This is a genomic window from Streptomyces sp. NPDC047049, from assembly GCF_040643995.1.
GTDB classification, from domain to species: domain Bacteria; phylum Actinomycetota; class Actinomycetes; order Streptomycetales; family Streptomycetaceae; genus Streptomyces; species Streptomyces mooreae.
On sequence record NZ_JBEYVM010000008.1, the window covers coordinates 90,510 to 112,846 of the forward strand.

Consider the following 22,337-nt stretch of genomic DNA (forward strand, 5'->3'; position numbering starts at 1 on the left):
GGCGGCGTCAGGTGGCCTTGCGGGCCCGGGCCGTCGTCTTCTTGGCCGCGGTCGCGGCCTTCTTGGCGGCCGGCTTCTTTGCCGCGGCCTTCTTGGCCACCGTCTTCTTCGCGGTGCTCGCCACCGGCGCGGCATCGCTGACGCGGTCGCCGAGGATTTCCCGCAGGAACTTGCCGGTGTGGCTGGCCGGGATCGACGCGACGCCCTCCGGGGTGCCCTCGGCGACGACCAGGCCGCCGCCGTTGCCGCCTTCGGGGCCCATGTCGACGACCCAGTCCGCCGTCTTGATCACATCGAGGTTGTGCTCGATGACGATCACCGTGTTGCCCTTGTCCACCAGGCCGGACAGCACGTGGATCAGCTTGCTGATGTCGTCGAAGTGCAGGCCGGTGGTCGGCTCGTCGAGGACGTAGACCGTGCTGCCCGTCGAGCGCTTCTGGAGCTCGCTGGCCAGCTTGACGCGCTGCGCCTCACCGCCGGAGAGCGTCGGCGCGGACTGGCCCAGCCGGACGTACCCGAGGCCGACCTCGTTGAGCGTCTTGAGATGCCGGGAAATGGTCGGCACCGCCTCGAAGAAGCTCAGCGCCTCCTCGATGGGCATGTCCAGCACCTCGGCGATGGACTTGCCCTTGTAGTGGACCTCCAGGGTCTCCCGGTTGTAGCGCGCACCGTGGCAGACCTCGCACGGCACATACACATCCGGCAGGAAGTTCATCTCGATCTTGATCGTGCCGTCGCCGGAGCAGTTCTCGCAGCGGCCGCCCTTGACGTTGAAGGAGAAGCGCCCCGGCAGATAGCCGCGGACCTTGGCCTCCATCGTCTCCGCGAAGAGCTTGCGGACATGATCGAAGACACCGGTGTAGGTGGCCGGGTTGGAGCGCGGGGTCCGGCCGATCGGCGACTGGTCGACATGCACGACCTTGTCCACCAGGTCGTCGCCGGCCACCCGGGTGTGCCGGCCCGGGACCGACTTGGCGCCGTTCAGCTCGCGCGCCAGGTGGGTGTAGAGGATGTCGTTGACCAGCGTCGACTTACCGGATCCGGAGACGCCGGTGACGGCGGTGAACACTCCGAGCGGGAAGGAGACGTCGATGTCGCGGAGGTTGTTCTCCTTCGCGCCGTGGACCGTCAGCTGCCGCGACGGGTCGGCCGGCCGCCGGATGTCCGGGGTCGCGATGACCTTCTTGCCGGAGAGGTACTGGCCGGTGATCGACTCCTTGGTGGCCAGCAGCTGCTTCATCGGACCGCTGTGCACGACCTTGCCGCCGTGCTCACCCGCGCCGGGGCCGATGTCCACCACCCAGTCCGCGACCTTGATGGTGTCCTCGTCGTGCTCGACGACGATCAGGGTGTTGCCCATGTCGCGCAGCCGCACCAGGGTCTCGATCAGCCGGTGGTTGTCGCGCTGGTGCAGGCCGATCGACGGCTCGTCGAGGACATAAAGCACGCCCACCAGGCCGGAGCCGATCTGGGTGGCGAGGCGGATGCGCTGGGCCTCGCCGCCGGAGAGGGTGCCGGCCGCGCGGTTCAGCGAGAGGTAGTCCAGGCCGACGTCGACCAGGAACTTCAGCCGCTCGTTGACCTCCTTGAGGACCCGCTCGGCGATCTTCTTCTCGCGGGCGGTGAGCTTCATGTCCCGCAGGAAGTCGGCGCAGTCGCTGATCGACATGGCAGCGACCTCGGCGATCGACCTCTCCTGGACCGTCACGGCGAGCACGATCGGCTTCAGCCGGGTGCCCTCACAGGTCGGGCAGGGCACCTCGCGCATATAGCCCTCGAAGCGCTCCCGGCTGCTGTCGCTCTCCGCCTCGGAGTGCCGCCGCTTGACGAACGGGACGGCGCCCTCGAAGGGGGTGGTGTAGGCCCGCTGGCGGCCGTACCGGTTGCGGTAGCGCACCTCGATCTGGGTCTTGTGGCCGTTCAGCAGCGCCTTCTTGGCGCGGGCCGGCAGCCCGGCCCAGGGGATGTCCGTACGGAATCCGAGGGCGTCCGCCAGCGCGCCGACCAGACGGCCGAAGTACTCCTTGGTGTGGCCGTGCGACCAGGGGTGGATGGCGCCCTCGTCAAGGGAGCGGTCCTCGTCGGGGACGATCAGGTCGGGGTCGACCTCCATGCGCGTACCGATGCCGGTGCACTCCGGGCAGGCGCCGAAGGGCGAGTTGAAGGAGAAGGAGCGGGGCTCCAGCTCCTCGAAGGAGAGGTCGTCGTAGGCGCAGTACAGATGCTCCGAGTACATCCGCTCGCGCTGCGGGTCGTCGGCGTCCAGATCGACGAAGTCGAGGATGACCATGCCGCCGGAGAGCCCGAGGGCGGTCTCGACGGAGTCGGTCAGCCGGCGCTTGGCGGACTCCTTGACCGTGAGGCGGTCGACGACCACCTCGATGGTGTGCTTCTCCTGCTTCTTCAGCTTCGGCGGCTCGGAGAGATGGATCGTCTCCCCGTCGACCCGGGCCCGGCTGTAGCCCTTCGTCTGGAGGTCGGAGAAGAGATCGACGAACTCGCCCTTGCGCTCGCGCACCAGGGGGGAGAGCACCTGGAAGCGGCTGCCCTCGGGGAGTTCGAGCACCTTGTCGACGATCGCCTGCGGCGACTGCCGGGCGATCGGCCGCCCGCACTCGGGGCAGTGCGGCTTGCCGATCCGGGCGAAGAGCAGACGGAGGTAGTCGTAGACCTCGGTGATCGTGCCGACCGTCGAGCGGGGGTTGCGCGACGTCGACTTCTGGTCGATCGACACCGCGGGGGACAGGCCCTCGATGAAGTCCACATCGGGCTTGTCCATCTGCCCGAGGAACTGCCGGGCATAGGAGGAGAGCGACTCGACATAGCGCCGCTGCCCCTCGGCGAAGATCGTGTCGAAGGCGAGCGAGGACTTGCCCGACCCGGAGAGCCCCGTGAAGACGATGAGGGAGTCGCGGGGGAGGTCGAGCGAGACGTTCTTGAGGTTGTGCTCGCGAGCGCCACGGACGATGAGACGGTCGGCCACGCCGGTCGGCACCTTTCTTGGAGGGGGCGGGGGCCGCGGCTCTGCGTCCGCCGCGCGGTGGGTGAGCAGAGGCGACGGAGCGGAGCGGAGCCCCGCCCCAGGGTATGGGGCCCGCCGCGGCACTGTCTTGGGGATGCCACACACGAGCCTATAGCACGCGCATTCGATTTAGGGGTTCGCAAGCCCTCTTCACGCGAACGTGTGGCGGCCCCACAATCTTCCCGCGGCGCCGTGCACCCCGCGCCCGCCGTACTCCCCGTACGACTCTCACGCCCCGCACACCCCCCACAGCCCCGCACACCGCAGGGCGTGCCCTCAGGAGACGCCGGGCAGCGCACGCTCCAGCGCATCGAAGGTGCGCCGCAGCACCTCCGCCTGCTCAACGGCCACCTCGTCCACCGGGTCACCCCCGAGCTGCCGGGCCACCGCTTCGGCGCCCGCCGCCCGGATCCCCGCGACGATCAGCGCCGCGGCCAGCCGGGCGTCCGGGCCGGGACGGTCCGCATCGCCGCCCGCCGCCTCGGCCAGCAGCGCGGCCAGTGTGCTCTCCATCTCCTCGACCGCCTCCCGGCCCCGCGCGCGCAGCGCCGGCGAGTCCAGCACCGTCCGGTAGAAGTGCTCGAACCCCTCCCCCACGGCGGCCAGCGGATGCCGCTCCGCCAGCAGCCCGAGAGCGAGCCGGCGCAGCGCGGCGAGCGGGGACTCGTCCGCACCGCGCTCGCGGACGGCCCGGATGATCAGCTCCCGGGCCTCGGGGATCCGGTCGAGGAACAGGTCCTCCTTGCGCGGGAAGTAATTGAAGACCGTCATCGTGGACACCTCGGCGGCGCGGGCCACCTCGGCGACCGTCACGTTGTCGAAGCCCCGCTGGATGAACAGCAGGGTGGCCTCGCCGGAGATCCGCTGCCGGGTGCGCAGCTTCTTGCGCTCGCGCAGCGTCAGCCGCCCGTCGTCCTGGGTGAAACCGGTCTCCTCCCACCGGCCGCGCGCACCCGTCTCGTCACCGCCGCGGCGCTCGTCGCCCGTCACCCCACTCGTCACGCCATCCTTCATGGCCGGAATGTTAGACCTGTTTTTAGCCGCAACAAATTTATAGTGACTACACTTACCCGCATGAAGCATGACGCAGACGTAGTGGTGGCAGGGGGCGGCCCGGTGGGGCTGATGCTCGCCTGCGAACTCGCACTGGCAGACGTGTCGGTCGTCGTCCTGGAGCGGCTGACCGGTGTGGATACGACCATCAAGGCGGCTTCGGTCAACTCCCCCACGGCAGAGGCCCTTTACCGGCGCGGGATGCTGCCCGCCCTGGCGGCGGCGCAGCGCGACGCCTACGACAGGGTCAGCTCGTTCATGCGGCAGCGCCAGGCCGCCGGCGCCGCCGGGGTGAAGCAGCCACCGAGGTTCGCCGGGCACTTCGCGGGCATCATGCTGCGCGGTGACCTGCTGGACGAGGCGGACCCGGACTTCGACGGCACCGGGCCCGCCGCCGAGGTCGGCCTCGTACCCCAGGAGGCCCTGGAGCGGCTGCTCGGCGCCCGCGCCGCCGAGCTGGGCGTCGACCTGCGCCGCGGGGTGACCCTGACCGGCTTCGACGCCGGCGAGGACGGTGTGCACGTCCACACCTCGGACGGGTCGCTGCGCACCGGCTGGCTGGCCGGCTGCGACGGCGGCCGCAGCACCGTCCGCCGGCTCGCCGGCTTCCCCTTCCCCGGTACGGCCCCGGAGATCACCGGCCATCAGGCCCTCGTCGAGATGACCGGCGCCGAGGCTCTGGGCGCCGGCTGGAACTTCACCCGGACGGGGACGTATGCCCACGGGCCGGTGCCCGGCCGGATCCTCACCGTGGAGTTCGACGGACCGCCGGCGGACCGCGAAGCCCCCGTCACCGCCGAGGAGTTGCAGGCCTCCCTGCGGAAGGTGTCCGGGGTCGCGGACGTCACGATCCACGCGGTGCACTCGGCGACCCGGTTCACCGATAACGCGCGCCAGGTGCCCTACTACCGGTCGGGGCGGGTGCTGCTCGCCGGTGACGCGGCGCACGTCCACTCGCCGTTCGGCGGCCAGGGGCTGAATCTCGGCATCGGCGACGCCATGAACCTCGGCTGGAAGCTGGCCGCCACGGTGCACGGCTGGGCCCCGGAGGGGCTGCTCGACAGCTACACGGCCGAGCGGCACCCCCTGGGGGCATGGGTGCTGGAGTGGACCCGGGCCCAAGTGGCGCTGATGCGGCCGGAGTCGCACGCCATGGCGCTGCGCGGGGTGATCGCCGAACTGACCGGAACGGTCGCCGCCACCACCTTCTTCGCCAAGAAGATCTCCGGCGTCCGGCAGCGCTACGACCTGCCCGGCGACCATCCGCTGACCGGCCGCAGCGCGCCCGACCTGGAGCTCGGTGACGGCACCCGGCTCGCGGACCATCTGCGCGGCGGGCAGGGGCTGTTGCTCGACCTCACCGGGGACGCCGAGGTGCGCAGGAGCGCCGCCGGATACGGCGACCGGATACGGGTGCGCACGGTGGACTGCCCGGAGCGGCCCGGTCTGGCCGGCCTGCTGGTGCGTCCCGACGGCACCACCGCCTGGGCGGTGGACACCCCCGGCGGTCCGGAGGGGCTGCACGCCGCGCTCCGGCTCTGGTTCGGGACGCCCGCCGGATTCGGGACGCCCGCCGAAGCGGCGGCCTGACCTCCGGGCGGATGACGGGACGGTGAAGACAGGCCTCGGCTGCGGGGATCACGGCTTTTGGCCCCGCTCGTGATCCCCGCGCCTGGCGGGCGGCGCGGACCGGCGGATCCTTCCGGCTGCCGCGCGCCGCCCGCTCCGCCCGCGTACCCCTCGATCGGAGCCGGCCCACTGCCGGACCCGCCCCGGCGGCGCTAGCGTCGGACCATGACCCTCACCCCGCCCGACTTCCCGCACGATGTGGCAGCGGTCCGAGAGGCCACCGACCGGCTCCTCGTCTCGGTGAGCACACTCGACGACGCGGCGATCGGCGAGCCGTCGCTGCTGCCCGGCTGGACCCGCGGCCATGTCCTTGCCCATCTGGCCCGCAACGCGGACGCCCTGGGCAACCTCCTCACCTGGGCGCGGACGGATGTGCCCACGCCGATGTACGCCGGCCCCGAGGCACGTGCCGCCGATATCGAGCGGGGCGCCGACCGCCCTCTGGCAGCGCACCTGGACGACCTCAGGGAGTCCGCGGCGCGGTTCGACAAGGCGATGGACGCCCTGCCGCGGGACCGCCGGGCCTACCAGGTCGAGATGCGCAACAACGTCGTCGAACGGGCCGACCGGCTGCCGCTGCGCCGGCTGGCCGAGCTCGAACTCCACCATGTCGACCTCGGCGTGGGCCACACCCTCGACCAGCTCTCCCCCGACTTCGTCGAGCGCCAACTGGCCTTCCTGGCCACGGTCAAGTTCGCCGGTCACCCGGAGCTGCCCCCGCTGGAGCTGCGGTCCGACGACGGCCGCCGGTGGCGCACCGGCCGCCTCGCCACCGGGCCGGGCGCCGGGGACCGGCCCGTGGTGGTGACGGGCTCCGCGGTCGCGCTGATGGGCTGGCTCACCGGACGCGCCGGGGGCGGCACACTCGACGGTCACGGCTCCGTCCTGCCCACGGTGCCGCCGCTCTAGAGTGGTCCCATGGGCTACAGCGGAGCAGTGAAGGTCGGCGGACCGGCCGACGTGCACGAGCTGACCGACCTGATGATCTCGAAGGTCGCGGTCGGTCCGACGAACAACAACGCCTATGTGCTGCGGTGCCGGGCGACCGATGAGCAGTTGCTGATCGACGCGGCCGCCGAACCGCACACCCTTCTCGCGCTGATCGGCGACAGCGGCATCGGATCCGTGGTCACCACGCACCGGCACGGCGACCACTGGGGCGCGCTGCGCGAGGTCGTCGACGCGACGGGGGCGCGGACCTACGCGGGGCGGTACGACGCCGAGGGCATTCCCGTCCCCACGGATGTGCTGGTCGAGGACGGCGACACCCTCACCGTCGGCCGGGTCGAGCTGACCGCGCGTCACCTGGTCGGACACACGCCGGGCAGCATCGCGCTGGTCTACGACGACCCGCACGGTGCCCCGCATCTGTTCACCGGGGACTGCCTGTTCCCCGGTGGCGTCGGCAACACCTTCGGCAGCGCCGAGAACTTCGCCCGCCTGATCGACGACGTGGAGCGCAAGCTCTTCGGCGAGCTTCCCGACGAGACCTGGGTGTATCCGGGCCACGGCGCCGACACCACGCTCGGCGCGGAGCGGCCGCACCTCGCCGCGTGGCACGAGCGCGGCTGGTAACGCGGGGAACGGTGCAGCGCGGGGTCCCGCGGGTACTCCCCCAGGGGCCTCCACCACGAACGACGGCGCCCGGTTCGCGCTCCGGTGAGGAGCGGGAACCGGGCGCGCGTGCGCGGTGCGGGCCGGCCTCAGGCGTCGATGCGCTCCTTGGCCGCCACGTCGGCCGCGGCCTGCTTCTTCGAGACACGCAGGCTGGTGAGCGTCGTGACGATCAGGACGGCACAGATGACGCCCAGCGACACCGGGATGCTGATCTCCGGAACGGGCACCCCGGACTCGTGCAGGGCGTGCAGCACCAGCTTCACGCCGATGAACCCCAGGATGACCGACAGGCCGTACGAGAGGTGCACCAGCTTCTTGAGGAGGCCGCCGATCAGGAAGTACAGCTGCCGCAGACCCATCAGGGCGAAGGCGTTGGCGGTGAAGACGATGTACGGGTCCTGGGTGAGGCCGAAGATCGCCGGGATGGAGTCCAGCGCGAAGAGGACATCGGTGGTGCCGATCGCCAGCATGACGATCAGCATCGGCGTCATCAGCCGCTTGCCGTTCTCGACGACGAACAGCTTGGTGCCGTGGTACGCGTCGGTCGACGGGAAGCGCTTCTCGACCATCTTGAGGAAGCGGTTCTCCTCGAACTCCTCGTCCTCCTCCTCGGCGCGGGCCTCCTTGATCAGCTTCCACGCGGTCCAGATGAGGAACGCGCCGAAAATGTAGAAGACCCAGGAGAAGTTGGCGATGATCGCGGCGCCCGCGCCGATGAAGCCGGCCCGCAGCACCAGCGCGATCAGCACACCCACCATCAGCACCCGCTGCTGGTAGATCGCCGGGACCGCGAACTTCGCCATGATCAGTACGAAGACGAAGAGGTTGTCGACGCTCAGGGACTTCTCGGTGATGAAGCCCGCGAAGAACTCACCGGCCGGCGCGGCACCGCCGAACAGCAGCAGCCCGAGCCCGAAGAGCCCGGCGAGCGCGATCCAGACACCGGTCCAGATTCCGGCCTCCTTGAGGGAGACCTCGTGGGGTTTGCGTCCGCCGATGAAGAAATCGGCGGCTATCAGGGCGCACAGACCAAGGATGGTCAGCACCCACAGGTTCAGGGAAACGTCCACTGCTCCTCCGGCAGAGTCGTACGGCACTTACAGCGTCGTCGCTGCCGGAGGTCTCTTCCGCCCCGCTCCGCCGCATGGAGGAACGGGGCCGACGCCCCGGGACCGCAGCACACTCCCGGTCCGTGATGACGGGTACGTCGTAGCGGGAATACTCCCCTCCGCACCAAGAAGCGTAAAGGAAAGGCAATAGATAGTAAAGAAAAAGGCAAAATGCCTGGTCAGGGCGCTCGGCGAGCGGCTGCTACCCGGCTCAGCACCTGGCGCACCACCTGACTCCCCTTCGGGGCGAGCGGCGGCTCGTACGTCCAGGCATGACCGACCCAGGGGTCGGCGAGATGGGCATCGGGAACGGGCGTGATCCGCAGCAGCGAGCGCCACAGCGGGTCGAGGACCGGACCGTGCTCCCGGGCCTGGGCGCGGTCGGCGACCAGCATCAGATGCACGCCGACGGCCGGCCCCTCGTCGGCCAGGTAGCGCAGCCGGGTGAGGGCGCGGTCGTCGAAGCCGTGCGGGAAGTCGTGCACGATCAGCAGCTGGTCGGCGGGGTCGAGATCCGGCGGGAGCGAGTCCGCCGCGCGGTGGCGCACGGCCATCTGGACGAGGTCCACCCGTCGCGTCAGCGCCTCCAGCACCGCGGTCACGTCCTGGACTCCGGGCACCGGGGCGGCGGGCAGCACACCGCTCTCCACCAAGGGCGCGAGGGCGGGCGCGGCGGTCCCGCCCGGGTCGATGACCTGGACCGAGAAGTCACCGGCGGGGTGGCTGGCGAGCAGCCGGGCGGCGATCGCCACGGCCGTCTCCATGGCCAGCCGGCGCAGTTCGGCCTCGTCGGGCGGCCCGTCCGTCAGCGCGCTGCCCAGTTCCCGCCGGGGGATGTCGCGCCCGGGGGCGGGGCCGGTGCCCGCGGCGTAGGAACCGGGCCCGCTGTCGATCCACAGCCCGCGCTCCAGGGGGAGGCGTACGAGCATGGGAATGCGCAGGTCCAGCACTTCGGGGAGGTGCAGATCGCCCAGGCGCAAGGCCATCGGACGCGTGGACGGGGCGTGGTGGCCCTGCCAGACGGGGTTCTCCCAGCGGGCGAAGGCGGGCGGCAGGGCGGGCTCGACGACCGCCGCCTCGGCCGCGAGCTGCGCGAGGTCACGGTCGAGGGCGGCGCGGGCCTGGGTGACGAGGGCTGCGTGCTTGTCGCGGGCGGCGGCACGGGCCTCGTCGGCGGCCGTGCCGAGGCGGTTGCGCGGGTCGGAGAGCGCCTGGTCGAGCTCCTGCTCCAGGCGCGATTCGGCGAAGCCGGAGGCGCTGCGGTAGGCCGCGACCGAGCGGGCCAGGTCCTCGAACATCCCCCAGACCTGGTTGTAGAGCCGCTCCTCCATGCTCCAGCCGGCGGCGTCCCCGGCCACGGGCAGCGGGGGGCCGTCGGGCGACGCGGGGCCGGCGAGCGACGCGGGGCCGGCGGCCGGTGCGGAGGCGGGGGCGGCCGGGGCGGGACCTGAGGGGGCAGGACCGGCCGGGGCCGGACCGGCCGGAGCGGGGGTGCTGCGGCGCTTCGGGTGGCGGTAGTCGACGGCGCTGCCGCCCACGGGCGCGGGCGCCGCGCCGGCCCCGGGCCGTTCGGACCGGCTCGCCGCCACGGGGCCGGGCGCCGGGACCGCACGGGCCTGCCCCCGGCCGACCGCTTCCTCGATCTCCGCGGCCAGCTCCGCCGCCTGCGGCAGGCCCTGGTCGTCGAGCATCGCCGTGAGGCCGCCGGCGTAGCCCTGGCCCACGGCGCGTACCTTCCAGCCGCCCTGCCTGCGGTAGAGCTCCACGGCGACGACGGCGGACTCGGCGCCCAGGCCGGTGACGGTGTAGCGGGCGAGGGCGGTGCCGTCGAGACCGGTGACCGTGACGGCGGGTGCGGCGGCCGGGCCGAAGGTGGTCAGGCCGGTCCCGCCGGTCAGCGCCAGCAGCACGCTCACCCGGTGGACGGCGGCGGGCAGCGCGTCGAGGTCCACCGCGATGCGGTGCTCGGCGGCCGCCTGACGGGGGACCTCGACGCCGGTGCGCCGCGGCGCGCCCGGGTGGGCCACCGCCTCGGCGCCGGCGAGCCTGCCCTGCTCGTCGCCGAGAGTGACCCCGGCCATGACGGGAGCGCCCGCCGTCACCCGGATCTCGACCCGCGTCCGGTCCAGTGGATGGTTCTGCCCCCGGACCAGCTCGGCCGTCATCGTTGTTCCCCCTGGTGGTGGTGGCACGCCCGGGTCCTGCCCCGGGCGCGGGCCCAGGAGGTTCGGCGGCGCGGCCCGGTACGCGCCGCCGCGGCGGTGGTGGCCGGGCAGTGGTGGCTACAGGTGCGGCAGGATCGCCGGCACGAGGTCCTGGAACGTGCGGCCGACGGAGGGCTCACCGATGGCGGTCATCTGCCAGCCGTTGCCGGCGCGGTGCACCTTGGACATGACCTGTGCGGTGTAGTTGCCGCCGCCCGTGAGGGTGTACCGGGCCAGCTCCTGGCCCGTGGTCTCGTCGACCAGGCGGCAGAAGGCGTCCTGCACCTCGGCGAACGTCTGGCCGGTGAAGGAGTTGACGGTGAACACGATCTGGTCGATGTGCACCGGCACCCGCGCCAGGTCGACCAGGATCGCCTCGTCGTCGCCGCCCTGGCCCGCGCCGCCGACCAGGTTGTCGCCGGTGTGCCGGACCGCGCCGTCGTCGCTGACCAGATGCTGGAAGAAGACGACGTCCATCGGCTTCTTGTCGGCGAAGAGCACCGCCGAGGCGTCGAGGTCGATCTCGCTGGTCCGCCGGCCGAACAGGCCGCGGCGCGGCGCCGAGCGCCACCCCAGCCCCATCCGCACCGCGGTCAGACTCCCGCCGTCGGACTTCTGCAGGCTGATGCCCTGCCCCTTGGACAAATTGACCGACACGCCCGTCCCCTCTCTGTACTGTCCCCGCCCAGCTTTCCGGCGGCCCCTTCGACCCTACGCACGGCGACGGGCCCAGGGCGCGCCGGACCCGCGTTTGTGGCGCTTCTGCAACACACCCGGGCACTGCCGGCCGGCCCCCGTTCACGTGCGGCGATGCCGGGCCGGGGCGGGCGCGGCGGCCGGCCCGGCGGGCGGTCCCGCACCGCCCCGGTACTCCCCCTCAGCTCCGGCCGCCGCCGCCCGTGCCGCTCCGCACGTGCCGTTCCCCCCTACTTCACCCCGGCCTCCCTCATTTGCCGCAGTTCCTTCTTCAGTTCGCTCACCTCGTCGCGCAGCCGGGCGGCGACCTCGAACTGCAGCTCCGCCGCGGCGGCCCGCATCCGCTCCGTCATCTCCTCGATGAGCGCGGCCAGTTCGGCGGCGGGACGGTCCGTCAGGTCCGCAGCAGCCTTGCCGCCCTTGCCCTTCGCGGCCTTCCCGCCGAGCGCCGGTACCGGCGCCTTGCCCTGGGTCTCCTTGGTCTCGGCGCCCTTGCGGTACCCCGTGCCCAGCAGCTCCTGGGTGTCGATCTCCTCGCGGGCGAGGGTGGCGACGATGTCGCCGATCTTCTTGCGGAGCGGCTGCGGGTCGATGCCGTTCTCCTTGTTGTACGCCAGCTGCTTCTCCCGGCGGCGGTTGGTCTCGTCGATGGCCTTCGCCATCGCCGGGGTGACCTTGTCGGCGTACATGTGCACCTGTCCGGAGACATTGCGCGCCGCACGTCCGATCGTCTGGATGAGCGCCGAACCGGACCGCAGGAAGCCCTCCTTGTCGGCGTCCAGAATGGCCACCAGGGAGACCTCGGGCAGGTCAAGGCCCTCCCGCAGCAGGTTGATGCCCACCAGGACGTCGTACTCACCCGATCGCAGCTCCCGCAGCAGCTCCACCCGGCGCAGGGTGTCCACATCGCTGTGCAGATACCGGACCTGGATACCGAGCTCGAGGAAGTAGTCCGTGAGGTCCTCGGCCATCTTCTTGGTGAGGGTGGTGACCAGGATGCGCTCGTCCTTCTCCGTGCGCGTACGGATCTCGTGCACCAGGTCGTCGATCTGTCCGTCGGTGGGCTTGACCACCACTTCCGGGTCGACCAGACCGGTCGGGCGGATGATCTGCTCCACGAAGCCGTCGCCCCGGGAGAGCTCGTACTTCCCGGGGGTCGCGGACAGGTAGACGGTCTGGCCGATGCGCCCCAGGAACTCTTCCCACTTCAGCGGCCGGTTGTCCATGGCCGACGGCAGCCGGAAACCGTGCTCGACGAGGGTGCGCTTGCGCGAGGCATCGCCCTCGTACATGGCACCGATCTGCGGGACCGTGACATGCGACTCGTCGATGACCAGCAGGAAGTCGTCCGGGAAGTAGTCGAGGAGGGTGTTGGGCGCGGAGCCGGGCTCGCGGCCGTCCATGTGCATCGAGTAGTTCTCGATGCCCGAGCAGGAGCCGATCTGACGCATCATCTCGATGTCGTAGGTGGTGCGCATCCGCAGCCGCTGGGCCTCCAGATGCTTGCCCTGCTTCTCCATCGTGGCGAGGCTGTCCGCCAGCTCGGCCTCGATCCCGGCGATCGCCCGCTCCATGCGCTCCGGGCCCGCGATGTAGTGGCTGGCCGGGAAGACGTACAGCTCCCGGTCCTCGCTGATGACCTCGCCGGTGAGCGGATGGAGGGTGGACAGCGCCTCGATCTCGTCGCCGAACATCTCGATCCGCACGGCCAGCTCTTCGTACACCGGGAAGATCTCGATGGTGTCGCCGCGCACCCGGAAGGTGCCACGGGTGAAGGCGACGTCGTTGCGGGTGTACTGGATGTCGACGAAGCGGCGCAGCAGCGCGTCGCGGTCGAATTCGTCGCCGACCTTCAGCGGCACCATCCGGTCGACGTACTCCTGCGGCGTACCGAGGCCGTAGATGCAGGACACCGAGGCGACCACGACGACATCACGCCGGGTGAGCAGCGAATTCGTCGCGGAGTGCCGCAGCCGTTCGACCTCCTCGTTGATGGAGGAGTCCTTCTCGATGTACGTATCGGACTGCGGGACGTACGCCTCGGGCTGGTAGTAGTCGTAGTAGGAGACGAAGTACTCGACGGCGTTGTTCGGCAGCAGCTCGCGGAATTCGTTGGCGAGCTGGGCCGCGAGGGTCTTGTTGGGCGCCATGACGAGCGTCGGGCGCTGCAGCTTCTCGATCATCCACGCGGTGGTCGCCGACTTGCCGGTGCCGGTCGCACCGAGCAGGACGACGTCCTTTTCACCCCCGCGGATACGCCGGTCGAGTTCGGCGATGGCCGCGGGCTGGTCGCCGTTGGGCTGGTAGGGGCTGACGACCTCGAAGGGCGCCACCGTGCGTTCGATGTTTGATACGGGCCGCATGGCATCCACCGTACGACTCGGCACTGACAATCGACGTGACCAGCGCTCTGACCTGCGGTTTCGAGGGCCGTGACGGGGTCGTTTCCCGGGCGCCGGGCGGGGCGGGGCGGGGCGGGGCGGCAGGAGCGGCCGGCCGGTGGGCGGACGGGCCGGTGGGCGGACGGGCCGGTGCGCCGCACCGGAGCGCGGGACACCGCGGACCGGTCGGGGCCCTCGCGCGCAGGAGACGCGCGGAACACGTGCGGAACACGTGGGGCACCCGGGACACGCGGGAAAGCGGCCCTGCTCCCCTCCGCGGCCGGGTTCCAGGTCCGGTCCGGTGCCGCGGCCCGTGAGCGCGACGCGCCCACGCACGGAGCCGGCCCGGCTGACCGCCCCGCGAGGTGTTCGACCAAAACCGTTCAGGCGCACGACGGGTGACGCATCATCGGTCAAGATGCGCGGATGCCGAGGCTCCGGCAAGTTGGACGGCGTCGGGGCGTACGTCTGTGGCACGGCCCATCCGGGCATCCTGCAACTGCGTGTCGCTCCGCACCGGAAAACCGGCCACTCCCCGTTCAGCGCCCGGCCACCACACGACCGCCTCCCGCTACGGCACAGCTGCGAGCCTCTGCCCGTCCGACCCGGTTCACGTCACTTCACGTCAGCTCACGTCCACGACGTCACGAGGAGTCCGTATGCGTATTCGCCCCGTCGCCACCGTTGCCGCCGGTGCGCTCATGGGTCTGTCCGCGCTCGCCCTCTCCACAACCGTCGCCCAGGCCGCACCGGACGGACGCGCTCCGGTGACGATCGCTCACCGCGGCGCCTCGACGTACGCGCCCGAGAACACCCTCGCCTCGATCGACGCGGCCGACCGGCTGGGCTTCGAGTGGGTCGAGAACGACGTCCAGCGCACCAAGGACGGCGAGCTGGTCATCCTCCACGACAACTCGCTCGCCCGGACGACCAACGTCGAGCAGGTCTTTCCCGGCCGCTCCCCGTGGAACGTATCGGACTTCACGCTCCGCGAGATCGAGAAGCTGGACGCGGGCAGCTGGTTCGGACGGAAGTTCCGCGGGGAGCGGGTGCCGACCCTCGAGGACTACATGGACGAGGTCGAGCACAACGACCAGAGCCTGCTGATGGAGCTGAAATCGCCGGAGCTCTACCCCGGCATCGAGCGGCAGACCCTCAACGAGCTGCGCCGCGCGGGCTGGCTGGACAAGGGGCACGTCAAGGGCCGTCTGATCATCCAGAGCTTCAATGCCGACGCCCTCAAGACCGTGCACCGCCTGCGGCCGGACCTCACGACGGGCTTCCTCGGCAACCCGTCCGTCGCCGACCTCCCGAAGTTCGCGAGGTACTGCGATCAGATCAACCCCGTCCACACGGCGGTCACCCCGGAGTACGTCGCCGCCGTGCACGGCCTGAAGGGCCCGCACCGCCGGCCGCTGGACCTGTACACCTGGACCGTCGACGACGCGGCAACCGCGGTCAAGGTCGCCGGTCTGGGCGTCGACGGCATCATCACCAACAAGCCCGACGTGGTGCGCGACGCGGTGGGCGGCGACGACGACTGAGCCGGATCCGGAGGCGGCGGGGAGCGGGCTCAGGGCGGCAGCCGGTCCGTTCCCCGCGGCATTGTCAGTGGTGCGTCCTACCCTGATCAGGTGACGAATTCCGAGCAGGCTCCGCGCCCGGAGGGGCCGCCTCACACCGCACCGGAGGCAGGGACGGCGGCCCGGCGCGACTGGGCCCAGGCGCGGCTGGAGACCCCGATCGGCCCGCTGCTGCTCGCCGCGACCCGGGAGGGCCTGGTCCGTGTCGTCTTCCATGCCGACGGGCGGACGGCCCGCCGGGAGCTGACCCGTCTGGAGCAGTTCTTCGGCGGGCCGCCGACGGCCGCGGTGCCTCATCTGGCGACGGCCACGGCCGAGCTCACCGCCTATTTCGCCGGAGAGCTGCGGTCCTTCACCGTCCCGCTGGACTGGTCGCAGTCCGCCGGCTTCACCGCCCGGGTCCTGCGGGCCCTGGCCTCCGGGGTCCCCTATGGCGACGTCGTCGGCTATCAGGACCTCGCCGACCGGGTCGGGGAACCGGGTGCCGCCCGCGCGGTGGGCGCCGCGATGGGCGCCAATCCGCTTCCGGTCGTCGTCCCCTGCCATCGTGTCGTCGCCAGTGACGGCGGCATCGGCGGCTTCGGCGGTGGTCTGGAGACCAAGCGTCTGCTGCTGGCCCTCGAAGGGGTGCTGCCCGCTCCGCTCTTCTGATCGTGACCGTCGTCCGCCCTCGCCGAGGCCGGCTCCTGCGAAGGGCAGCCCATGTCCCGTCAGATCGCTCTGCTCCGCGGCATCAATGTCGGCGGCCACAACTCCTTTCCCAAGGCGAAGCAGCTGGAGCTCGCCGAGTCCCTGGGCTTCGGCGAGGTCTCGGTGCTCCTGCAGACCGGCAACATCGTCTTCGCCGACCCCGGTATGCCACCGCAGGAGACGGCCCGGATGCTCCACGACCGGATCGCCGCCGAACTCGGCCTGACGGTGCCGGTCGTCGTCCGGACCCGCGACGAGCTGGCCGCCGCCGTCGCCGCGAATCCGTTTCCGCAGGCCGTGGCGGATCCCAAGAGCCTGCATGTCACGTTCCTGTCGGCGGTGCCGGCCGACACCTCCCGGCTGGACGGACTCGACCCGGCCGCGTTCACGCCCGATCAGTACCGGCTGACCGGACGCGAACTGTATCTGTGGTGCCCCGGCGGCATCGGCCGCTCCAAGCTCGCCGCGGTGGTGAGCCGTGCCCGGCTCGGGGTGACGGCGACGGCCCGCAACTGGAACACCGTCACCAAGCTCCTGGCCCTGGCCGACGCCTGAGCCCCGCAGCCGCTCCCCGGAGTCCGGCGCCCCGGGGCTGTGCGCCCCGGAGCTCAGACGTCCGGAGTCCCGCCGTCAGCGCCAGCCGTAGCGCTCGCGCAGCCGGTTGACGACCAGGTTGAAGCGGCCCCGGTCCAGCGCGCAGGCCTCGCGCCGCATCCCGGCCGGGTGCACGCGCAGCACCCGGTCCACGGCCACCCACGAGTCGCGCCCCGCGCGGTCCCAGGGGCCGGCCCCGAGCGGGACCCACTCCCGGTCGTTCTGGTGCCGCTTGCTGGACAGCTGCACGGCCAGCAGCGTTCCGCCCCTCTCGCGGGCGACGACCAGCACGGGGCGGTCCTTGCCCCGGCCGTCGTTCTCCTCGTAGGGCACCCAGGTCCACACGATCTCGCCGGGGTCCGGGTCGCCGTCGGGGTCGGGCGCATAGGTCATCGTCACGGTGCCGACGGACTGCGGACGGGCTTCCACGGTCGCGGTGGGCCCCTGACTGCCGGGCAGCACGGCGGACTCGTCGGATGCATTGAATGAAGTGGTCACTCCGTCACGCTAACCGCCGCCGCCGGCGCAGTGATCAGCGGTCCGCCGGCAGCGGTCCGGGATCGGTTGTCAGTGGTCGGCCGTACGGTTTTTCCCAGGGCATTTTCCCACGAAGGGGGCGGTCGTGAGGGCCGGGGACGCAGGCCGTGCGCGGACGTTCAGAGCGGGCCGCTCCAGGCCGGCCGGCGGGGGTCGTCGGCCCGTACGACCACGTCCGCCACCTCCTCGGGCCGCGTCTCGGCCTCGTAGCGCGCGAACGCGGGCAGGGTCCAGCGCTCGTCCTGCGGGGTGCGGCGGGCGAGCGCGGCCGGAGACAGCTTCAGATGCACGGAGAGATCGAAGGGGAACCAGTGGCCGAGCAGCAGAGGGCCGTGCAGCAGCAGGACGCCGCCGGGCGGCAGCTCCACGTACGCGCTGCGCGTCGCCCGGTCCGCCGCGGGGTCCCACAGGTCGGGCAGCACCCGCCCGGTGCCGCCCGCGTCCAGCGGCTGGAACACCTCGCGCCACAGGGCCTGCCGGTCGAACCACTCGTCGTGGTAGGCGTCGGGATCCTCACGGCCGTATTCCAGCCGCAGCGAGGCGGGGCGCAGAAAACCGAAGGTGCCGGCCCGGTGCACCGCCCGCCCCCGGATCCGCAGCGCCTCGGCGAGCCGCCCGGCCAGCTCGCCCGGCGCGGCCGCGGGCGCCCCGTCGAGGGCCACCCGCAGCCAGGGGCTCCCGTCCTTCGCCGGTATCGTGACGATGCGCTCGGCGAGCGCGTCGGTGAGCCGTTCCCAGGTGATCGCTTCGAGCCGCACCCCGCCATTGTGCCCGGCGGCCCGGCGCGGGACGCCGCGCGGCCGGCGGCCGGTCGCCGCCGCTCAGGCCTGGTCCGCGGACGGCCGGGCCGCGCCGTGGCGGCTCAGTTCGGCCGCCGCCTCCTTCGTCGCCTCGATGACGCCGTCGGGGGCCACCGGCATCTCGGACTTGAGCTTGAGGAGCAGCACCGCTCCCATGATGGAGCCGTCCCACATGATCGGCGCCGCACAGGAGTTCCAGCCGGCCATGCACTCCTCGTACCCGAGGGCGTGTCCGAGGTCGCGCACCTCGGCCAGGGACTCCACCAGCGCCTCGTTGTCCCGGTAGACACCGGGTCCCGCCTGGTCGGGGACGGGTTCGGCCAGCACCCGCTGCTGCAGCACCTCCGGCAGGTAGGCGAGGATCGTCCGCCCGGAGGCACCGGTGCGCAGCGACCGCGTCACGGACAGTACATCGCGCGGCGTCATCCCCAGCTCCGCGAGGTCGGAGTCGCCAACGGCCATGTCGACGCACTGTCGTTGCGCGCCGGAGAACGGCGCCACCATGTAGAGGAACGCCAGCCCGTCGTCGGTGGCCGCCCGCAGTTCGCTCAGCACGGTCTGCGAGGCCGCGCCGTCGAGGCGGTGGTCGAGCGCGGTGAAGGCCAGCTGGGCCGCCGAGGTGCACAGCCGGTAGAGGCCGCGGTCCACCCGTTCGAAGATGCGCTGGTAGATGCCGGACTGCAGGATGCGGTAGACGACGGAGTCGTCCAGGCCGGTGAACTCCGCGATCTCACCGGGGCCGTGGGCGGATCCGCCCAGTTCGGCGAAGGCCGTCTGGACGAGGAAGACCCGCTCGGCATGGCCGGATCCCGATGCCCGGGAGCCCGTGGACGACGCGCCCTTGGCTGCCTGGCGCGCCTTCTTGGCAGGGCCCGCGGAACGCGGCGCCGTGCCGGTGGCGGGCACGGCGGCCGAGTCCGACGCCCCCGTGGCTGCGGTGCTGTTGCCCATCGTGTGCTCTCTCCCCTGGCAGTGGTTGGCGCCCGAAGGCGTACGGCAGGTGCGCCGCGGGCCGGTGCTCCCGCCGGCCGCGCCTTCCCGCGGCCGGTCCCGGGGCCCGCTTCCGCAGGCGTGGTGCCCGTCCGGCACCCCGGGTCACCCGGATTACCGGGCGATGTCGAGGGCCAGTTTTCCGGTCGGGGTGCGGGCGGCCAGATCGTGGTGTGCCCGTGCCGCCTCGCCGAGCGCATAGGCGGTGCCGGTGAGCGGCTTGAGGGTGCCGTCGGCGACCGCGTCGAACAGCGCCCGCATGGACGTCGGCAGGGCCGTACGGTCCGCGTAGAGCTGCGGCAGCCAGAAGCCGGAGACGGTGATGCTCCGCGCCATCAGCTCCCGGGTGGGCACGCTCGCCAGGTCGCCGCCGGCGAACCCGTAGACGGCGAGGCGGCCGCGCGGCGCGACGGCGGCGAGGGTCCGCTCGAAGGTGAGCCCGCCGGTCATCTCCAGCGCCGCCGCGACCGGTCCGCCGGCCGCGTCCAGGATGCGCTCGGTCAGGTCCTCGGCGGTCGAGTCGACCACCGCGTGGGCGCCCAGTTCCTCGGCCAGTTTGCGCTTTTCCGGGGAGCCCGCGAGGCCGATGACCCTGGCCCCGGCATGCGCGGCGAGCTGGACGGCCAGCGAACCGACGCCGCCCGCCGCGGCCGGTACGACGACGGTCTCGCCCTCGGTGAGGCGCAGCGAGGTGAACAGCAGATGCCAGGCGCTGTTGCCCTGCAGTGCCAGCGCAACGGCCTGTGCGTCGCTGATGGCGTCGGGGACGTCCCAGGTCACGCGGCGGTGCAGCAGCGTCCGCTCCGCGTATCCGCCGCCGCGGCACAGCCCGACGACGCGCCGTCCGCCGTCCACCGTCCCCACGACCTCGTTCCCGGGTACGTACGGCAGCTCGACGGGTGCGAGATAGGAGTCCCCGCGGACGTGCACATCCGCGTAGTTGATGCCGGCCAGGGACACCTCGACCAGCGAGTGGCCGGCGCGGGGCGCGGGCTCGGGAACGTCCTCGAGCCGCAGCACGTCCGGGCCGCCGAATTCTCGCATCACAATCGCGCGCACGACTCTCCCTCGGGTTCTCCAGTCCGGTGCCCGCACAGGGTAGGCAGGCCCGTCGGCTGTCCGTCGGTACCCGATCATTTCCCGCCAACCTGCGGGGCTCCGCGCGCCGTCATCCCTCCCCGCACGAGATATTCCGGCCCGTCTTTCTCGCGTCGCGAGAAAACGCCGCAGCAGTTTCCGCCCATTGCACCGTTTTGCTGCAGATCTACCCATCGGTATCTCCGGGGTGGCCACCACGCGCCGCTCTCTCCCACCCGGCTGTCGGATGTGATCGCCGCCGCCTACGATCCGGAAGGGTGCCTGCCGTTGACCGGATGTGACGGCTGCGTCCCCCGGGGCAGAGCTCAATCCACGAGGCAGTTGTGCTCGCCCGCCCCACCCGGTGACACGGGCGGGTGGCGGAGGAGGACGTGGCGGTGCGCGGGGCGGCGCGGGCACGGCCTGAGGGGGAATCATGATGGGGAAATCGGGGGGCGGCAGGCCGGCGTTCGCGTCGGCCTGCCGGGACCCACAACGAGCGCAACCGCTTCCACCGGCACCTCTGCGCATGCTGCGGACCGCATCCGCGTCCCTGCCGTTCTCGTTGACGGCTTCGTTCACCGCCGTCACCGACGCCGTCATCGCCGCCGCGCGCCGGCGTTCCCGACCGTATGCGGCAGCGCCCTTTCTGGACGTGGCCCGCACCCGCCGGGGATCCGTGCTCCGCCGCCGAGAAAGGGACTGCCCATGAACGGATCGAGCACGACGAGCAGCAACGGGCTCCAGTTCCACCACCCTTACCTCGCCGTGGTGCTCGGCGGCGGCTTCACGGGCATGCTCGCCGCCGCGGCGCTGTCCCAACACGCCGATGTCATCGTCGTCGAGCGCGACCGGCTGCCCCGGACGCCCGCCCTGCCCACGGATCTTCCGCGGGCCCGGCACGCCCATCTGCTGACGGCGCACGGCGCACGGCTGATCGACGCCCTGCTGCCCGGCAGCCTCGAACGCTGGCTGGCCGAGGGCGCCCGCAGGTTGCCGAAACCGGCGGAGTCCGCCGGCCGGCGGCCGCCGGGCCGGCCGGTCCGGCGGTCACGTGGGGAGCAGCTGATCGCCTGCTCCCGCGATCTGCTCGACCGGGTCGTCCGCCAACAGGCGGCGGCCCTCCCGGGGGTGAGCGTCCTCGACGGAACCGAAGCGGCCGGGCTCACCGGCACCGCGGAACACATCACCGGCGTGCGCGTCCGGGACACCACCACCGGCGCCACGTACCGTCTGGACGCCGACCTCGTCGTCGACGCCACCGGCCGGCACTCCACCACCCGGGACCGGCTGGCCGCGCTGGGGCTGCCCACGGCCCGCGAAGACCGCGCGGACTGCGACATCGTCTCGGCGACCCGTATCTTCCGGGCCCCCGACGGCATGGAGAACTGTCCGGTGCTCACCACCCGTTCGGCGTTCACCACCCCGGCCCCCGGTGCTGTCGTGCCGCGGCGCCCGGTTCCCCGCAAGACCGCGACGCTGATCCCCATCGAGGGCGGGCGCTGGCTGGTCACGCTCACCGGCACCGGGGACGACCGGCCCTCCGAACACGCGGGCCGGTTCGTGCCGTTCGCGCGCCGCACGGGTAACGGCGTCATCGGCGACCTCATCGCGGATGCCGAGCCGCTGAGCGAGGTGCGGCTGTCCCGGGACACCACCAGCCGGCGGCGGCGCTATGAACAACTGCCGTCCTGGCCGACGGGGTTCATCGCCCTCGGCGGTGCCGTGGTCTCGCTCGCCCCCGACTGCGGTCAGGGCCTGGCCCTCGCCGCCCATGGTGCCGCCGTGCTGCGCGGGGCACTGCGGCGGCACGGGATCGACGAGCCGGCGCTCGCCCGGAAGGTGCAGCGGAGCCTCGGACGCCTCGCCCGGGCACCCTGGTCCCTGGCCACCGGCACGGTGCTCCCCTCCCCCGCCGCCGGCCGGCCCGCCGTCAGCCGCGCCTACCTCGATGTCGTCACGCCCTTCGCTCCGACGGCCCCGGTCCTGCGCCCCTTCGCCGTACTCGGTCTGCTCCGGAACACGGCACGGACCGGACCGGCGGCAAGTGGTGCGGCGGGCGGGCCGGTCTCGCCGCAGGCGCTCCCGCCCCCGCGGCCCGCGGCGGCCGGTCCCGCGCCGTCCGCCGCCCCGCTTCCCCCGGCAGCGGCCGGTGCCGCGTCCGCCCTCGCGGCGACGCCCGCGACCACGCTCTCCGCCGCGTCGTCCGCCCCGGGCCAGCCGTCGGCACCGCCCCCCGGCTCACCGACCACCGCGAAACGCCTCCCGCGCCTCGGCTTCCGCCCGACCGCCCTGCGCCGTATCGGCGGGGCCGGCCGGCGGAAACCGGCGGACGGCTGAGGCCTGCACCGCTTG

The 22,337-nt window shown here is 72.2% G+C and carries 17 protein-coding genes; 7 read left to right on the forward strand and 10 right to left on the reverse strand.

The genetic code is table 11. The features are described from left to right. Positions 1 to 7: 7 nt before the first annotated feature. Both uvrA and ABZ851_RS19965 read right to left on the reverse strand, forming a co-directional pair. Positions 8 to 2,983: an excinuclease ABC subunit UvrA gene (uvrA, locus tag ABZ851_RS19960; RefSeq protein ID WP_361129144.1), complete on the reverse strand. Its 2,976-nt coding sequence runs from the start codon at positions 2,981 to 2,983 to the stop codon at positions 8 to 10. A gap of 315 nt (positions 2,984 to 3,298) precedes the next feature. Then, the gene (locus ABZ851_RS19965; RefSeq protein WP_361129147.1) at positions 3,299 to 4,036 is read right to left on the reverse strand and encodes a TetR/AcrR family transcriptional regulator; all 738 of its coding nucleotides are present in this window, start codon (positions 4,034 to 4,036) and stop codon (positions 3,299 to 3,301) included. A gap of 60 nt (positions 4,037 to 4,096) precedes the next feature. Between ABZ851_RS19965 and ABZ851_RS19970 the strand changes: the two genes are divergently transcribed. From ABZ851_RS19970 to ABZ851_RS19980, 3 genes are all read left to right on the forward strand, one after another. Further along, entirely contained in the window at positions 4,097 to 5,665 is a 1,569-nt protein-coding gene (locus tag ABZ851_RS19970; protein ID WP_361129150.1) for an FAD-dependent monooxygenase, read from the forward strand. 204 nt (positions 5,666 to 5,869) lie between these two features. Continuing rightward, positions 5,870 to 6,613, forward strand: a complete 744-nt coding sequence (locus ABZ851_RS19975; protein ID WP_361129153.1) for a maleylpyruvate isomerase family mycothiol-dependent enzyme — start codon at positions 5,870 to 5,872, stop codon at positions 6,611 to 6,613. Positions 6,614 to 6,622: 9 nt separating this feature from the next. Beyond that, the gene (locus ABZ851_RS19980; RefSeq protein ID WP_336049406.1) at positions 6,623 to 7,279 is read left to right on the forward strand and encodes an MBL fold metallo-hydrolase; all 657 of its coding nucleotides are present in this window, start codon (positions 6,623 to 6,625) and stop codon (positions 7,277 to 7,279) included. A gap of 128 nt (positions 7,280 to 7,407) precedes the next feature. Here ABZ851_RS19980 and ABZ851_RS19985 read toward each other — a convergent pair whose 3' ends face one another. From ABZ851_RS19985 to uvrB, 4 genes are all read right to left on the reverse strand, one after another. After that, entirely contained in the window at positions 7,408 to 8,391 is a 984-nt protein-coding gene (locus tag ABZ851_RS19985; RefSeq protein ID WP_361129157.1) for a TerC family protein, read from the reverse strand. Between the two features lie 218 nt (positions 8,392 to 8,609). Beyond that, on the reverse strand, positions 8,610 to 10,595 hold the full coding sequence (locus ABZ851_RS19990) for a TerD family protein (RefSeq protein ID WP_361129160.1): 1,986 nt from the start codon (positions 10,593 to 10,595) through the stop codon (positions 8,610 to 8,612). A gap of 117 nt (positions 10,596 to 10,712) precedes the next feature. Next, positions 10,713 to 11,291 carry a TerD family protein gene (locus ABZ851_RS19995; RefSeq protein ID WP_336049403.1) on the reverse strand — a complete coding sequence of 193 codons (579 nt, stop codon included), beginning with the start codon at positions 11,289 to 11,291 and terminating at the stop codon, positions 10,713 to 10,715. Between the two features lie 269 nt (positions 11,292 to 11,560). After that, positions 11,561 to 13,693 carry an excinuclease ABC subunit UvrB gene (gene uvrB / locus ABZ851_RS20000; protein ID WP_361129163.1) on the reverse strand — a complete coding sequence of 711 codons (2,133 nt, stop codon included), beginning with the start codon at positions 13,691 to 13,693 and terminating at the stop codon, positions 11,561 to 11,563. A 677-nt stretch (positions 13,694 to 14,370) separates the two neighbouring features. Here uvrB and ABZ851_RS20005 point away from each other — a divergent pair. The 3 genes from ABZ851_RS20005 (at position 14,371) to ABZ851_RS20015 (ending at position 16,539) form a co-directional block, all read left to right on the forward strand. Beyond that, positions 14,371 to 15,255 carry a glycerophosphodiester phosphodiesterase family protein gene (locus ABZ851_RS20005; RefSeq protein WP_361129166.1) on the forward strand — a complete coding sequence of 295 codons (885 nt, stop codon included), beginning with the start codon at positions 14,371 to 14,373 and terminating at the stop codon, positions 15,253 to 15,255. Between the two features lie 186 nt (positions 15,256 to 15,441). Continuing rightward, positions 15,442 to 15,945: a methylated-DNA--[protein]-cysteine S-methyltransferase gene (locus ABZ851_RS20010; protein ID WP_361129549.1), complete on the forward strand. Its 504-nt coding sequence runs from the start codon at positions 15,442 to 15,444 to the stop codon at positions 15,943 to 15,945. Between the two features lie 51 nt (positions 15,946 to 15,996). After that, the gene (locus ABZ851_RS20015; protein ID WP_361129169.1) at positions 15,997 to 16,539 is read left to right on the forward strand and encodes a DUF1697 domain-containing protein; all 543 of its coding nucleotides are present in this window, start codon (positions 15,997 to 15,999) and stop codon (positions 16,537 to 16,539) included. A 75-nt stretch (positions 16,540 to 16,614) separates the two neighbouring features. On the opposite strand, the gene ABZ851_RS20020 is transcribed toward ABZ851_RS20015, so the two are convergent. From ABZ851_RS20020 to ABZ851_RS20035, 4 genes are all read right to left on the reverse strand, one after another. Further along, entirely contained in the window at positions 16,615 to 17,076 is a 462-nt protein-coding gene (locus ABZ851_RS20020; protein WP_336049399.1) for a type II toxin-antitoxin system PemK/MazF family toxin, read from the reverse strand. A gap of 158 nt (positions 17,077 to 17,234) precedes the next feature. Next, positions 17,235 to 17,873, reverse strand: a complete 639-nt coding sequence (locus ABZ851_RS20025; RefSeq protein WP_361129172.1) for a uridine kinase — start codon at positions 17,871 to 17,873, stop codon at positions 17,235 to 17,237. A gap of 63 nt (positions 17,874 to 17,936) precedes the next feature. Then, complete coding sequence (locus tag ABZ851_RS20030; protein ID WP_361129175.1) at positions 17,937 to 18,866, reverse strand: IclR family transcriptional regulator C-terminal domain-containing protein; 930 nt, start codon at positions 18,864 to 18,866, stop codon at positions 17,937 to 17,939. A 153-nt stretch (positions 18,867 to 19,019) separates the two neighbouring features. Then, a complete protein-coding gene (locus ABZ851_RS20035; protein WP_361129178.1) occupies positions 19,020 to 19,964 on the reverse strand; it encodes a zinc-binding dehydrogenase in 945 nt (314 codons plus the stop codon). Between the two features lie 726 nt (positions 19,965 to 20,690). On the opposite strand from ABZ851_RS20035, the gene ABZ851_RS20040 reads away from it, so the two are divergent. Then, positions 20,691 to 22,322, forward strand: coding sequence for an FAD-dependent monooxygenase (locus ABZ851_RS20040; protein WP_361129181.1), 1,632 nt, complete (start codon positions 20,691 to 20,693; stop codon positions 22,320 to 22,322). Positions 22,323 to 22,337: the final 15 nt, after the last annotated feature.